Raw genomic sequence first — 12,827 nt, 5'->3', positions numbered from 1 at the left:
CGTTCCCGGGCGGTTCGGGCGGTTGTGTCATGACATCCTCGGCTTTCGTGGGTGAGTAGAGATATTGACCGGCTTTATAACTGCACGCAGACGGTGGACATGATCTTGTCGGCCAGCGTCTGGCGCTTGGTGTCCCACAGCGGAAGAAGATAACCGATGTAGCAGACGATCTGGTCGACGAAATGGGCAAACTGCCGGATCACTGACAAACCGAAACCGATCGGCTGACCCGTTTTCTCGCCGATCACTTTGAATTTCATGATCGTTTTGCCCACGCTGGATCCCGTGTTGCCCTGGCGGAAGCCCAGATTCCACAGCGCGAACCCGAGCGAGAACACGGTCGCCATGGCCAGTGCGGCCCAGCCGAGCACGGTCGGGCCGATGAAGCCCTCTTTGCAGAATTCACCGAGTTCGTACTCCGAGGAGTCGGTGACGCAGACGGTGCCCTGGGCGCTGGCGAGCCAGATCCACGAGCCGATGCCGATCACGAGGTACACCGGGAGCTGGTCGATCAGCCACGCGACGACCCGGGTGAGCCACGGCGTGTAGGCCTCGGGCGGCAGCGGTTGGTCACCGTAGGGTTGCCCCGGTGGTTGGTCGGTCATCGCGCCTTCCAGCAGACATCGGCCCAGCTCAAGCCGGACACAATCTACCGGAGAAGAGACTTCGTATCGCGCCAAAGTGCAATGTTCACCTGCGGGTTACGCGGCAGGTCAGCGGCGGCGCGGGCCCTCCGAGAGGAAACCCAGAAGGTCGTGGCGGGTGATGACGCCGACGGGTTTGCCCTCCTCGACGACCATCAGTGCGTCCCATTCCCGCAGCGACTTGGCGGCCGCGCTGACCAGCTCGCCGCCGCCGATCAGCGGCAGCGGCGGGCCCATGTGCAACGCCACCGCGTCGGCGAGCTTGGCCCGGCCCTCGAATACCGCCGAGAGCAGCTCCCGCTCGGACACGCTGCCGGCGACCTCGCCGGCCATCACCGGCGGTTCGGCGCCGACGACGGGCATCTGGGAGACCCCGTATTCGCGCAGGATGCCGATGGCGTCGCGCACCGTCTCCGAGGGGTGGGTGTGCACCAGGTCCGGCAGCTCCCCGGACTTCCCGCGCAACACGTCGGCGACGACGGGTTCGGGCACCGACTCGTCGAGCGGTGTGCGCAGGAACCCGTAGGACGACATCCAGGCGTCGTTGAAGATCTTCGACAGGTAGCCGCGGCCGCCGTCGGGCAGCAGGACGACCACGAGCGAATCGGGGCCGGCTTCCTTGGCCACCTTGAGCGCGGCGACCACCGCCATGCCGCACGAGCCGCCGACCAGTAGCGCCTCCTCGCGGGCGAGCCGGCGCGTCATGTCGAACGAGTCGGCGTCAGAGACGGCGATGATCTCGTCGGGTACTGCCGGGTCATACGCCGACGGCCAGAAGTCTTCGCCCACGCCTTCAACGAGGTAAGGCCGGCCGGTGCCGCCGGAGTACACCGATCCCTCGGGGTCGGCGCCGATGATCTTGACCTTCCCGCCGGACACCTCCTTGAGGTAGCGGCCGGTACCGGTGATGGTGCCGCCGGTGCCCACGCCTGCGACGAAGTGGGTAATCTTGCCGTCGGTGTCCGCCCAGATCTCCGGGCCGGTCGTTTCGTAGTGGCTGGCCGGCCCGTTGGGGTTGGAGTACTGGTCGGGTTTCCATGCGCCGTCGATCTCGGTGACCAGCCGGTTGGAGACGCTGTAGTAGCTGTCCGGGTGGTCCGGTGGCACGGCGGTGGGGCAGACGACGACGTCGGCGCCGTAGGCGCGCAGGACGTTGCGCTTGTCTTCACTGACCTTGTCCGGGCACACGAACACGCACTTGTAGCCGCGGCGCTGGGCGACCAGTGCCAGGCCGACGCCGGTGTTGCCGGAGGTGGGTTCGACGATGGTGCCGCCGGGCTTGAGCTCGCCGCTGGCTTCGGCGGCGTCGATCATCTTGACCGCGATGCGGTCCTTGGAACTGGACCCGGGGTTGAGGTATTCGATCTTGGCCGCGACGAGGCCGGACCCCTCTGGCACAACCGAGTTGAGTCGAACCAGCGGAGTGTTCCCGATGAGCTCGCTGATGTGCGGCGCGATACGCATGCCTACATGGTGTCAGGCCCGCACCGCTGTGCGCTCAGCCGGTGGCCTCGCGGATGTATTCGCCGATCTGGCGCAGCGAGCGCGTCGCCTCCGGAATGAGCGGGGCGGCGAGTTGGAAGTCGTGGATCTGGCCGGGCCACACCCGTACCTCGGTCGGCACGCCCGCGGCAGCCAACTTGCGGGCGGCGAGCCGGGCGTCGTGCAGCAGTACCTCCGAGCCCGACACGTGGATGAGGGTGCGGGGCAGCCCGGGCTCGATGTGATCCAGCGGTTCGTAGGCGCCCTCGGGTTCGCCGTCGACGATGTTCTTGGCGGCCGCGCGGGCCACCAGCGCGACCAGTGCGTCAAATGCCTTGGGCGGGAACATCGCATCGGTGTGGATGTTCGGATGGTTGAGCTTGGGGCCGTGGTCGAGTTGAAGCAGCGGCGAGATCGCGACGAGCGCGGCGGGCTCCTCCCCCTCGGCCTGCAGTCGCTGAGCCAGCGCCAGCGACAGGTATCCGCCTGCCGAGTCGCCGGCGAGCACGATCTGGTCGGGCTCGTAGCCGCGCAGCCGCAGCCACTTGTAGGCGTCGTAGCAGTCGTCGAGGGCGTTGCCGATGGAGTGCTTGGGGATGAGCCGGTAGTCGACCACGAGTACCGGCGAATCGGCGAACTTGGACAGCGCAGTTGAAATCCGGCTGTGCGAATTGACACCGCATGTCAGGAACGCCCCGCCGTGCATGTAGAGCACGATGCGGCGACGGCCGTCGGCGGGCAGCACGCCGGGGGCACGAACCAGTTGGGCCGAGGCGTTGGGCAGGCCGACGGTGGCGCGCACCGTTCCCGGTGTGGGCAGGACCGCGCGGGCGACGAAGTCCACCAGGCCGAACGGCCACGGCCAGTGCGGCACATGGCTCAGCACGGCGAGGGTGGGCCACATCGTGGCGCGGGTGCCCATGGATACCAGCCGCGCAGCGATGCTGGGGCCGTCCTCGACGACCTCGACGGGTGCGCCGTCGGAAACCGGATAGCGGCGCGGGCCGTGGGCTTTGCCAAGGCCGTTGCCGGCCTGTGTTCGATGGGGCGAAGAAGCCCGGACCTTACTGGGTGCGGTCATCGTCAACACTCCCTACGCCGTTGTAGATACGTGTCCCCGGGACCCACCAGCGAACCCCGGTAACTTAGCTTGACAGCTGCGATAGATACAACAACTAACGATTTGTTTTCTTACCGGAAGTGATACCTGTCCGTAATCCCGGGGCCACTGTCGGGACCGGTTTCCGGGGGTATCGCGACATAAACTGGCCCGGTGGACATGCGCGGGCCGCGTCGGTCGACGGTGGTGTTGGGGGTGGCGGGAGTACTCGCCTCCACCGGAACAGCCGTGTTGGGTGCCCGGACTCTGCTCAATGAACAGGCAGCCCAGGCTCGAACGGTGATCCCGAAGGCTTGGGACGTGCCCCCGCGCGCCGACGGCGTCTACGCCCCCGGCGGTGGACCGGTGCGCAAGTGGGAGCGCGGTGTCCCCTACGACCTGCACATGATGGTGTTCGGCGACTCGACAGCCACCGGCTACGGCTGCCGCGACGCCGACGAGGTGCCCGGCGTGGTGATCGCGCGTGGGCTGGCCGAGGAGTCCGGCAAGCTGATCCGGCTGTCGACCAAGGCGATCGTCGGCGCGACGTCCAAGGGGTTGTCGGGTCAGGTGGACGCCATGTTCGTGGCCGGTCCCCCACCGGACGCCGCGGTGATCATGATCGGCGCCAACGACATCACCGCGCTCAACGGCATCGGGCCGTCGGCCAACCGGCTCGGTGCCGCGGTCAAGCGGCTGCGTGCCAGCGGCGCGGTCGTCGTCGTCGGCACCTGCCCGGATTTCGGTGTCATCACGGCCATTCCGCAGCCGCTGCGCTATGCCACGCGGTCCCGCGGACTGCACCTGGCGCGGGTGCAGGCCGCTGCGGTGCGGGCCGCGGGCGGGGTTCCGGTGCCGCTGGCGGATCTGCTGACGCCGAACTTCCTGGAGACTCCGGAGCTGATGTTCTCCGACGACAAGTTCCACCCCTCGGCGGCCGGGTATGCGTTGGCGGCCAACCAGTTGCTGCCCGCGCTGTGCCACGAACTCGGCGAGTGGACCGGTGCCACCGTGCCGGACCTGCCGTGGATCACGCCGTCGCAGAGCTGGAACGTCTCTACCCGCCTGGCGCCGATCACGCGGCTGTTCCGCAGGCGTACCACCGGGGTGCCCGCACCGATCGTGGTGCCCGCGAGTTAGGTTCGTGTGCAATTGCCGCACATCTCCTAAGGAGCCCTGTTCATGCCTGAAGCCGTCATCGTCTCTACCGCCCGCTCGCCGATCGGCCGGGCCTACAAGGGTTCGCTGGTCGACATCCGCCCGGACGACCTTGCCGCGCAGATGGTGCGCGCCGCGCTGGACAAGGTGCCGTCGCTGGATCCCCGCGACATCGACGACCTGATCATGGGTTGTGGGCAGCCCGGCGGCGAGTCCGGTTTCAACATCGGCCGCGCCGTGGCGGTGGAGCTGGGCTACGACTTCCTGCCGGGTACCACGGTGAACCGGTACTGCTCGTCGTCGCTGCAGACCACGCGGATGGCGTTCCACGCGATCAAGGCCGGCGAGGGACATGCGTTCATCTCGGCGGGCGTCGAGACGGTGTCGCGGTTCGGCAAGGGCAACGCCGACGGCTGGCCGGACACCAAGAATGCGCTGTTTGAAGCCGCACAGCAGCGCTCCGAGGCCGCCGCGGCCGGTGCCGAGGAGTGGCACGACCCGCGTGCGGACGGCCTGATTCCCGACGTCTACATCGCGATGGGCCAGACCGCCGAGAACGTGGCGCTGTTCACCGGCATCAGCCGCGAGGACCAGGACCACTGGGGTGTTCGGTCGCAGAACAAAGCCGAAGAGGCAATCAAGAACGGCTTCTTCGAGCGCGAGATCGTGCCCGTCACCCTGCCTGACGGCACGGTCGTCAGCACTGACGACGGCCCCCGTGCGGGCACCACCTACGAGAAGATCAGCCAGCTCAAGCCGGTGTTCCGCCCCAACGGCACGATCACCGCAGGCAACGCGTGCCCTCTCAATGACGGCGCGGCCGCGCTGGTGATCGTCTCCGACACCAAGGCCAAGGAGCTGGGCCTGACCCCGCTGGCGCGTGTGGTGTCGACCGGTGTGTCGGGGCTGTCGCCGGAGATCATGGGCCTGGGCCCGATCGAGGCCGTCAAGAAGGCGCTGGCGAATGCCAAGCTGTCGATCTCCGATATCGATCTGTACGAGATCAACGAGGCGTTCGCGGTTCAGGTGCTCGGCTCGGCGCGGGCGCTGGGGATGGACGAGGAGAAGCTCAACGTCTCCGGCGGCGCGATCGCGCTGGGGCATCCGTTCGGTATGACGGGCGCCCGGATCACCGCCACGCTGCTGAACAACCTGCAGACCTACGACAAGACCTTCGGCATCGAGACGATGTGCGTCGGCGGCGGCCAGGGTATGGCCATGGTGATCGAGCGGCTCTCCTAGAGTCCGCCCGCCGATTCTGCGGTGAGAGCGTCCGTCCGCGAGGATTGCGCGCTCTCACCGCAGAATCGATGCACGCCGAGCCAGAGCAGCGCGCACCCGCCGCACGATGTCGGCTGCCGTGTCGCCGACGAGTACCCGGATCACGATCCAGCCCAGCAGCTCCAACTCCTCCCGTCGGCGCGCATCCTTTGCGTATTGCAGGCGGTCGGTGCGGTGGTGTTCGCCGTCGTATTCGACCGCGACTTTGACGTCCTCCCAGCCCATGTCGAGGTAATAGTTCGACCAGCCATCTGAGCGCCGAACCGGGATCTGCGTACGAGGACGAGGCAGCCCTGCTTCGACCAGAATCATTCGGAGCCAGCTTTCCTTCGGCGACTGCGCGCCGGCGTCGACCCATCTCAAGACTGTCTCGAGCTGCCGTAGGCCTGGTGTGCCCCGGTGATCGACAGCGACGGCTGCCACCTCCTCGACAGTGATACCGGTCGCCCTGAACAGGGCGTCCATCCGCGCGACGGCTGAGCGTGCGGGACGACGGCGCCCGATGTCGAAGGCCGTCCGTGCGGGAGTTGTGATGCGGAGGTTGTCCATCTCGACGAACTCGTGGCGGTACATGCGGAGGTAATGCGTTGTTATGCCTTGGGGTGCACGGGCATTTAGCCACATCAGCTCGATGGGCAGATCGTCGTCAACCCACCTGCTGCCATGCAGTGCCGCCGCCGTCAGCCCCATGACAATCCCTTGCCGGTGCGACCACAGCCATGCCGCCCGCGCACGCTCGCGCGACGTCAGCTCAACGTCCTTGGGCGCATACACGTCGGGAAATACGGCGGTGTACCGGGTTCGCGGCAGATGCTTGCCGACCAGCCCGGCATCGACGGCCTCACTTCCGATGAAAGGCGCAGTGCTCGTCATCGGCCCACCATCGCGCAGACCTGCCATCAGTTCTGCTCACAGAGCGACCTTGTGGGGACAAAACCCGATCTGTGAGCAGAACCGATGACACTCGCCATACGACAAAGCCCCGGCCGCTTGGAAGGGGCCGGGGCTTTGTGCGAGGTAAAGCTAGCGCTGCTGGAAGTAGCTGAGCAGACGCAGGATCTCCAGGTACAGCCACACCAGCGTGACGGTCAAGCCGAGGGCCACACCCCAGGCCGCCTTCTCCGGTGCGCCGGCGCGGATCATCTGATCAGCGGCATCGAAGTCGAGCAGGAAGCTGAACGCCGCCAGGGCGATGCACACCAGGGAGAAGATGATCGCGATCGAGCCACCGCTGCGCAGGCCCATGCCCTCGCCGCCGCCCACGCCGAACATCGACAGGACGAAGTTGCCGAGCATGAGCACCAGCACGCCGACCATGCCCGCAACCAGCATGCGGGTGAACTTCGGCGTCACCCGGATGGCGCCGGTCTTGTAGACGACGAGCATGCCGAAGAACACGCCGATGGTGCCCAGGATGGCCTGGCCGATCAGCATGCCGGCATTGGCGCCCGACACCACGACATTGGCCAGCACGAACGAGATCGCGCCGAGGAACAGGCCCTCGAGGGCGGCGTAGCTCAGCACGATGGCCGGGTTGTCTTGCTTGCGGCCGAACGTGGCCACCAGCACCAGTGCCAGGCCGCCGAGCGCGCCCACCAGGGTGAACGGCATCGCCAGCGCGAGGTTGGCCGAGACCAGGAAGTAGGAGATGACGGCGACGATCGACAGCACACCGAGGGTGATGCCGGTCTTGGTGACGACGTCATCGATCGTCATGGGCCGCGAGACACCGGTCTGCGGCGGGTACTGCGTGGTGTAGGGGTCGGCCTGGTAAGCCACCTGCTGGGCACCGGCTACGCCGCTGCCGAACTGTGCATATCCGCCCTGCTGCTTGGGCAGCGAGCGAAATATCGGGTTGCTGGTCTCCCGCACCGTCGGATCCTCTCCTGGAGATCGAGTGAACACACCGTCAACGAACGGCGCCACAGCCGGGTTCCCAGAAAATTCACAAACTTCCCGGTGATTCCCGACCGTACAAAGCCCGACCTTACCGGTGGGACGACTGTGGTGGGGTCTCGATCTGGATCTGGCTGAGCCGGGTGGTAAAACTAGGACATCCAACCTTTCGACGAACAAGGACCGCGCTGCCGTGACGGCTGACTCCGACGAAATCCTCACCAGGGTCGACGGCCGTGTCGGCCGCGTGACGCTCAATCGGCCCAAGGCCATCAACTCGCTGACCCACCACATGGTGAGCGTGCTCGACCAAGTGCTCACCGACTGGGCGGACGATCCGGCAATCACCGCCGTGGTGCTCGACGGCGCCGGCGAGCGGGGGCTGTGCGCGGGCGGCGACGTGGTCGCGGTCTATGAGAGCGCCAAGGCCGGCGGCGCCGACGTGCGGCAGTTCTGGTGGGACGAGTACCGGCTCAACGCCAAGATCGGCAGCTACCCCAAGCCGTACGTCGCGATCATGGACGGCATCGTGATGGGCGGCGGCGTCGGGATCTCGGCTCACGGCAACGTCCGCGTGGTCACCGACCGGTCCAAGATCGCGATGCCCGAGGTGGGTATCGGCCTGATCCCCGACGTCGGCGGCACCTACATCTTGTCGCGGGCGCCTGGCCTGCTGGGCCTGCATGCCGCCCTCAGCGGCGCACCCTTCACCGGCTCCGACGCCATCGCGATCGGCTTCGCCGACCACTACGTCACGCATGACAAGCTCGAGGCCTTCACCGCCGCCGTGGCCGGTGACGGAGTGGAGGCCGCCGTCGAGGCCTTCGCCACCGAGCCGCCCCCGAGTCAGCTTCTGGCGCAACAGGAGTGGATCGACGAGTGCTACGCGGCCCCCACCCTCACCGAGATTCTCGCCGCGCTGCGCGGCCACGCCGACCCCGCCGCCCACGAAGCGGCCGAGCTGATCGCCGGCCGCTCCCCCATCGCCGCATCGGTCGCCTTGGAGGCCATCCGGCGCGCCGCACACCTGCCGACGCTGGAGGACGTCCTGGTCCAGGAGTACCGGGTGTCGTGCGCGTCGAGCCGGTCCCACGACCTCGTCGAGGGCATCCGGGCCCAGATCATCGACAAGGATCGCAACCCGAAGTGGTCCCCCTCGTCGCTGGCCGCGGTGACCGAGGAGGATGTGCAGGGCTACTTCGCCCCGGCCGACCCCGACCTGACCTTCGAGAGAGGACAAATTGAGCCCTAAATCGAGCTTTGAGACCATCCTGGTGGACCGCGACGATCGCGTCGGCACCATCACACTGAACCGCCCGAAGGCGCTCAACGCGCTCAACACCCAGGTCATGCTCGAAGTGACAACGGCCGCAGCCGAATTCGACGCCGACCAGGGTATCGGGGCGATCATCCTCACCGGCAACGAGAAGGCCTTCGCCGCCGGCGCCGACATCAAGGAGATGGCGACGCTGTCGTTCTCCGAGGTGTTCGACGCCGACTTCTTCGCCGCCTGGTCCAAGCTGGCCGCGGTGCGTACCCCGACCATCGCCGCGGTCGCCGGCTACGCGCTGGGCGGTGGCTGCGAGCTGGCCATGATGTGCGACGTCCTGATCGCCGCCGACACCGCGAAGTTCGGCCAGCCCGAGATCAAGCTCGGCGTGCTGCCCGGTATGGGCGGCTCGCAGCGGCTGACCCGCGCGATCGGCAAGGCCAAGGCGATGGACCTCATCCTGACCGGCCGCACCATCGACGCGGCCGAGGCCGAACGCAGCGGCCTGGTCTCCCGGGTGGTTCCGGCCGCCGACCTGCTCACCGAGGCCAAGGCCGTGGCGACGACGATCTCGCAGATGTCGCGGTCGGCCGCCCGGATGGCCAAGGAGGCCGTCAACCGCGCCTTCGAGTCCACGCTCACCGAGGGGCTGCTTTACGAACGGCGGCTGTTCCACTCGGCGTTCGCCACCGACGACCAGACCGAGGGCATGGCCGCCTTCACCGAGAAGCGCCCTGCCAACTTCACGCACCGATAAAGTGCTGTAGGTGAGCGAAGCCGAGGTCAAGACCGCCGAACCTGCCCCGCCCACCGCAGCAGAACCGAAACCGGATTGGTGGCAGCGCCGCTACACCTTCACCGGGACCGCAGTCGGCATGGTGTTCCTCTGGCTGTCGCTGACACCGTCGCTGCTGCCCCGCGGGCCGCTGTTCCAGGGACTGGTCAGCGGTGCGGCCGGCGCCATCGGTTACGGGCTGGGCGTCTTCGGCGTCTGGCTGGTGCGCTTCATGCTCTCGCGCCCCGACAGCCCGCGTGCACCCCGCTGGGCCTGGCCGATCCTGCTGATCGCGGCGGTGATCGGGCTGGCGTTCTCCATCTTCTCGTTCCACCTGTGGCAGGACGAGGTTCGCGATCTGATGGGCGTGCCGCGGCTGAAGTGGTTCAACTACCCGCAGGCCGCGATCATCTCGGTGATCGTCCTGTTCGCGTTCGTCGAGCTGGGCCAGCTGATCGGCAAACTGATCCGGTTTCTGGTCGGCCGGCTCAATCGCTTTGCCCCGCCGCGTGTTTCATTCATCGTCGTGGTCGCCCTGCTGCTCAGTCTGTCGATCTCGCTGCTCAACGGCGTGGTGGTCAAAGGCGGGATGGCCTTCCTCAACAAGACATTCGCCGCGGTCAACGACGAGATGGGCCCGGGCAACCCGGCGCCGACCACCCCGCTGCGCTCCGGTGGTCCCGGGTCGCTGGTCGCCTGGAACACGCTGGGCAATCAGGGCCGAATCTTCGTCGCGGGCGGCCCCTCGGTGGAGCAACTGACCACGTTCAACGCCGCCCCGGCCGTCGAACCGATCCGGGCCTACGCGGGCAAGAACTCCGCACCTGACATCCGGGCCGCCGCCGACCTCGCCGCCCGTGAACTCGAGCGTGCGGGTGGCTTCAAACGCAAGGTGATCGCGGTCGCGACGACCACCGGGACGGGCTGGATCAACGAGGCCGAGGCCTCGGCACTGGAGTACATGTTCAACGGCGACACCGCGATCGTGTCGATGCAGTACTCGTTCCTACCGAGCTGGCTGTCCTTCCTGGTGGACAAGGAGAACGCCCGCCAGGCCGGCCAGGCATTGTTCGAGGCGGTCGACGAACGACTGCGGGCCATCCCGGAGGCGCAGCGGCCCAAGATCGTGGTGTTCGGTGAGAGCCTGGGCTCCTTCGGCGGTGAGGCGCCGTTCCTGAGCCCCAACAACATCATCGCCCGCACCAACGGCGCTCTGTTCAGCGGCCCGACGTTCAACAACACCATGTGGGAGGACGTCACCAGGAACCGCGACGCGGGCACACCGATGTGGCTGCCGACCTTCGACGACGGCGCCAACATCCGATTCGCCGCGCGCCCGGACAACCTCGGCCGTCCGGACAAGCCCTGGGGCAACCCGCGGATCGTCTACCTGCAGCACGCCTCGGACCCCATCACGTGGTGGAATCCGGATCTGCTGTTCGCCGAACCGGATTGGCTGCGCGAGCCGCGCGGCTACGACGTCTCCCCCGACATGAACTGGATTCCGATCGTCACCTTCCTGCAGGTGTCGGCGGACATGGCCGTCGCCATCGACGTGCCCGACGGTCACGGCCACCGCTACGTGCGCGACGTGGTCAACGCCTGGGCGGCGATCACGCAGCCGCCGGGGTGGACGCCGGAGAAGACCGAAAGGTTGCGCGGGATCGTCAACGCGCCGGAGTAGCCAGCCCTACTTCGGCCAGCGCCTCGAACCCGCCGACGACGTCGGTGGCGCGGTGCAGTCCGAGATCCTGCAGGGCCGCCGCGGCCAGGCTCGAGGTGTAGCCCTGCGAGCACAGCACCACCCATTCGACGTCGTCGTCGACCGCTTGGGGCAGCCGCGCGTCGCTGGTCGGGTCGCAGCGCCACTCCAGCACATTGCGTTCGATCACCAGCGCGCCGGGCACCTCGCCTTCGGCAGCGCGCTGGGCCGCGGGCCGGATGTCGACAAGGATCGCGCCCCGGCTCAGCGCAGCGGGAACCTCGTCGGCCTCAAGCCGGCGCAGCCGTGCCCTGGCGGCGGTCAGCGCATCGTCGATTCGGCTCACGAGCCTTCTGGACCGTCGGTCAGTTCGGTGCGGGTCCGCCGAAGCGTATTGCGCTCTGTCACTTCGTAATACGACATCGCGGTCAGCGGCGGCGAGTAGGCGTGCACGCTCAGCGTCGCCGAATCCGGGTCGGCCAGGGCCGGTGCCCCCACCACGTCGTGCACCCAGCCCAGCGGGAAGGCCGCCTGGTCGCCGGCGTCGAGGCGGCGCCGGCGCAGATCTTGGCCGTCCCAACGGTATTCGTGCAGGGCACCCGATAGCACGGTGAGTGCGCCGAGGGACCCGCCGTGGTCGTGCAGTTCGGTGGTGTGACCGGGCACCCAGCTGATCAGCCAGACGTCGAGTTCGTCGTCGGCGTGCAGCCGGGTGTACCAGCGCCCGTCGGACGGCGGGCCGCCCGCGGGCATCAGCGTGTCGTACTCGCCGCGCAGCACGCCGTCGGCGAACAGGTCGGTGGTGTGCAGAAGGTCGGGCAGCCGCAGCCGGGTCGGCGCGGATACTGCGGGAAGCACGGGCGGGAAGTTGGTGACGGCACGAGCTGAGCTCGACAACGACATGGGGAGAAACTCCGGATTGCAGGGACGGATCGGGGCCGGGCTAGACCCGACAACACTCCCGAGAACCGGCACGCTCCGTCATGGCAGACAGTGTTGCATAGATTGGCATCATGCGCCGCGACCGATGTCGTTCACTGACTGCTGCCGCTACGGTCGTGGTGGTCCTCAACACCGCCCTGATGGCGTGTTCGTCGGGGGGCGGCGGCAATGCCACCTCCAAGGCTCCGGCGCCCGCGAGCCCGGCCGAGGAGCAGAGCACACCGGCCGAGCCCATCGGGGTGTCATCGAACGGGGTGACCACCCGCATCGACGTGCCCGCCGAATCCACCGAGGAGCAGTACGCGCAGGCCTGCATGTCCACCAAGAGCTGGATGGAAGCCCACGGCGGTGATCCCACCACGCTGGTGGAGACGAAGCTCAAGGAACTGCAGGCCAGCACCGAGCCGAGCCCGCAGACGTTCAACAGCACCTGGGCCCAGTTGTCCACCGCACAGCAGGCCGCGGTGATCATCGCGGTGCGGGCCGCTGCGGACGGCGGGTGTTGACGGTCACACCCGGTTCTAATCACGGGTAGCAAAAGTCGTCCCGAACACCTGATTGCTGCCAACGGGCGATCA

13 protein-coding genes are annotated in these 12,827 nt (G+C 67.5%); 6 read left to right on the top strand and 7 right to left on the bottom strand.

Translation table 11 applies throughout. The features are described from left to right. Positions 1 to 74 precede the first annotated feature (74 nt). The 3 genes from HBE64_RS04985 to HBE64_RS04975 form a co-directional block, all read right to left on the bottom strand. Positions 75 to 605, bottom strand: a complete 531-nt coding sequence (locus tag HBE64_RS04985; RefSeq protein WP_167098484.1) for an RDD family protein — start codon at positions 603 to 605, stop codon at positions 75 to 77. 108 nt (positions 606 to 713) lie between these two features. Beyond that, positions 714 to 2,108: a cystathionine beta-synthase gene (locus HBE64_RS04980; RefSeq protein WP_167098482.1), complete on the bottom strand. Its 1,395-nt coding sequence runs from the start codon at positions 2,106 to 2,108 to the stop codon at positions 714 to 716. A 34-nt stretch (positions 2,109 to 2,142) separates the two neighbouring features. Beyond that, a complete protein-coding gene (locus HBE64_RS04975; protein ID WP_167098479.1) occupies positions 2,143 to 3,207 on the bottom strand; it encodes an alpha/beta hydrolase in 1,065 nt (354 codons plus the stop codon). Between the two features lie 198 nt (positions 3,208 to 3,405). On the opposite strand from HBE64_RS04975, the gene HBE64_RS04970 reads away from it, so the two are divergent. Both HBE64_RS04970 and HBE64_RS04965 read left to right on the top strand, forming a co-directional pair. Then, entirely contained in the window at positions 3,406 to 4,365 is a 960-nt protein-coding gene (locus HBE64_RS04970) for an SGNH/GDSL hydrolase family protein (RefSeq protein WP_208300648.1), read from the top strand. A gap of 42 nt (positions 4,366 to 4,407) precedes the next feature. Then, positions 4,408 to 5,625, top strand: coding sequence for an acetyl-CoA C-acetyltransferase (locus HBE64_RS04965; protein ID WP_167098474.1), 1,218 nt, complete (start codon positions 4,408 to 4,410; stop codon positions 5,623 to 5,625). A gap of 54 nt (positions 5,626 to 5,679) precedes the next feature. On the opposite strand, the gene HBE64_RS04960 is transcribed toward HBE64_RS04965, so the two are convergent. Both HBE64_RS04960 and HBE64_RS04955 read right to left on the bottom strand, forming a co-directional pair. Continuing rightward, entirely contained in the window at positions 5,680 to 6,564 is an 885-nt protein-coding gene (locus HBE64_RS04960; RefSeq protein WP_243841502.1) for an endonuclease domain-containing protein, read from the bottom strand. Between the two features lie 123 nt (positions 6,565 to 6,687). Next, entirely contained in the window at positions 6,688 to 7,536 is an 849-nt protein-coding gene (locus HBE64_RS04955; protein ID WP_167098471.1) for a Bax inhibitor-1/YccA family protein, read from the bottom strand. Positions 7,537 to 7,753: 217 nt separating this feature from the next. On the opposite strand from HBE64_RS04955, the gene HBE64_RS04950 reads away from it, so the two are divergent. The 3 genes from HBE64_RS04950 to HBE64_RS04940 are packed head-to-tail and all read left to right on the top strand — an operon-like array spanning position 7,754 to position 11,289. Then, positions 7,754 to 8,812 (top strand): enoyl-CoA hydratase/isomerase family protein, encoded by a 1,059-nt coding sequence (locus HBE64_RS04950; protein ID WP_167098468.1) that lies wholly within the window; start codon positions 7,754 to 7,756, stop codon positions 8,810 to 8,812. Beyond that, the gene (locus HBE64_RS04945; protein WP_167098465.1) at positions 8,802 to 9,587 is read left to right on the top strand and encodes an enoyl-CoA hydratase; all 786 of its coding nucleotides are present in this window, start codon (positions 8,802 to 8,804) and stop codon (positions 9,585 to 9,587) included. The genes HBE64_RS04950 and HBE64_RS04945 overlap by 11 nt, the downstream gene beginning before the upstream one ends. Before the next feature lie 10 nt (positions 9,588 to 9,597). Then, entirely contained in the window at positions 9,598 to 11,289 is a 1,692-nt protein-coding gene (locus tag HBE64_RS04940; protein ID WP_243841501.1) for an alpha/beta-hydrolase family protein, read from the top strand. Here HBE64_RS04940 and HBE64_RS04935 read toward each other — a convergent pair. Both HBE64_RS04935 and HBE64_RS04930 read right to left on the bottom strand, forming a co-directional pair. After that, a complete protein-coding gene (locus tag HBE64_RS04935; protein ID WP_167098462.1) occupies positions 11,273 to 11,653 on the bottom strand; it encodes a rhodanese-like domain-containing protein in 381 nt (126 codons plus the stop codon). The genes HBE64_RS04940 and HBE64_RS04935 overlap by 17 nt on opposite strands. Continuing rightward, positions 11,650 to 12,210: a cysteine dioxygenase family protein gene (locus tag HBE64_RS04930; protein WP_167098459.1), complete on the bottom strand. Its 561-nt coding sequence runs from the start codon at positions 12,208 to 12,210 to the stop codon at positions 11,650 to 11,652. The genes HBE64_RS04935 and HBE64_RS04930 overlap by 4 nt, the downstream gene beginning before the upstream one ends. Before the next feature lie 110 nt (positions 12,211 to 12,320). Here HBE64_RS04930 and lpqV point away from each other — a divergent pair, with 110 nt between their 5' ends. After that, entirely contained in the window at positions 12,321 to 12,755 is a 435-nt protein-coding gene (gene lpqV, locus HBE64_RS04925) for a lipoprotein LpqV (protein ID WP_167098456.1), read from the top strand. Positions 12,756 to 12,827: the final 72 nt, after the last annotated feature.

It is taken from the genome of Mycobacterium sp. DL592 (assembly GCF_011694515.1).
Lineage (GTDB): Bacteria > Actinomycetota > Actinomycetes > Mycobacteriales > Mycobacteriaceae > Mycobacterium.
Note: the sequence above shows the minus strand (reverse complement) of the source record. Positions and strands in the feature narration are given on the sequence as shown.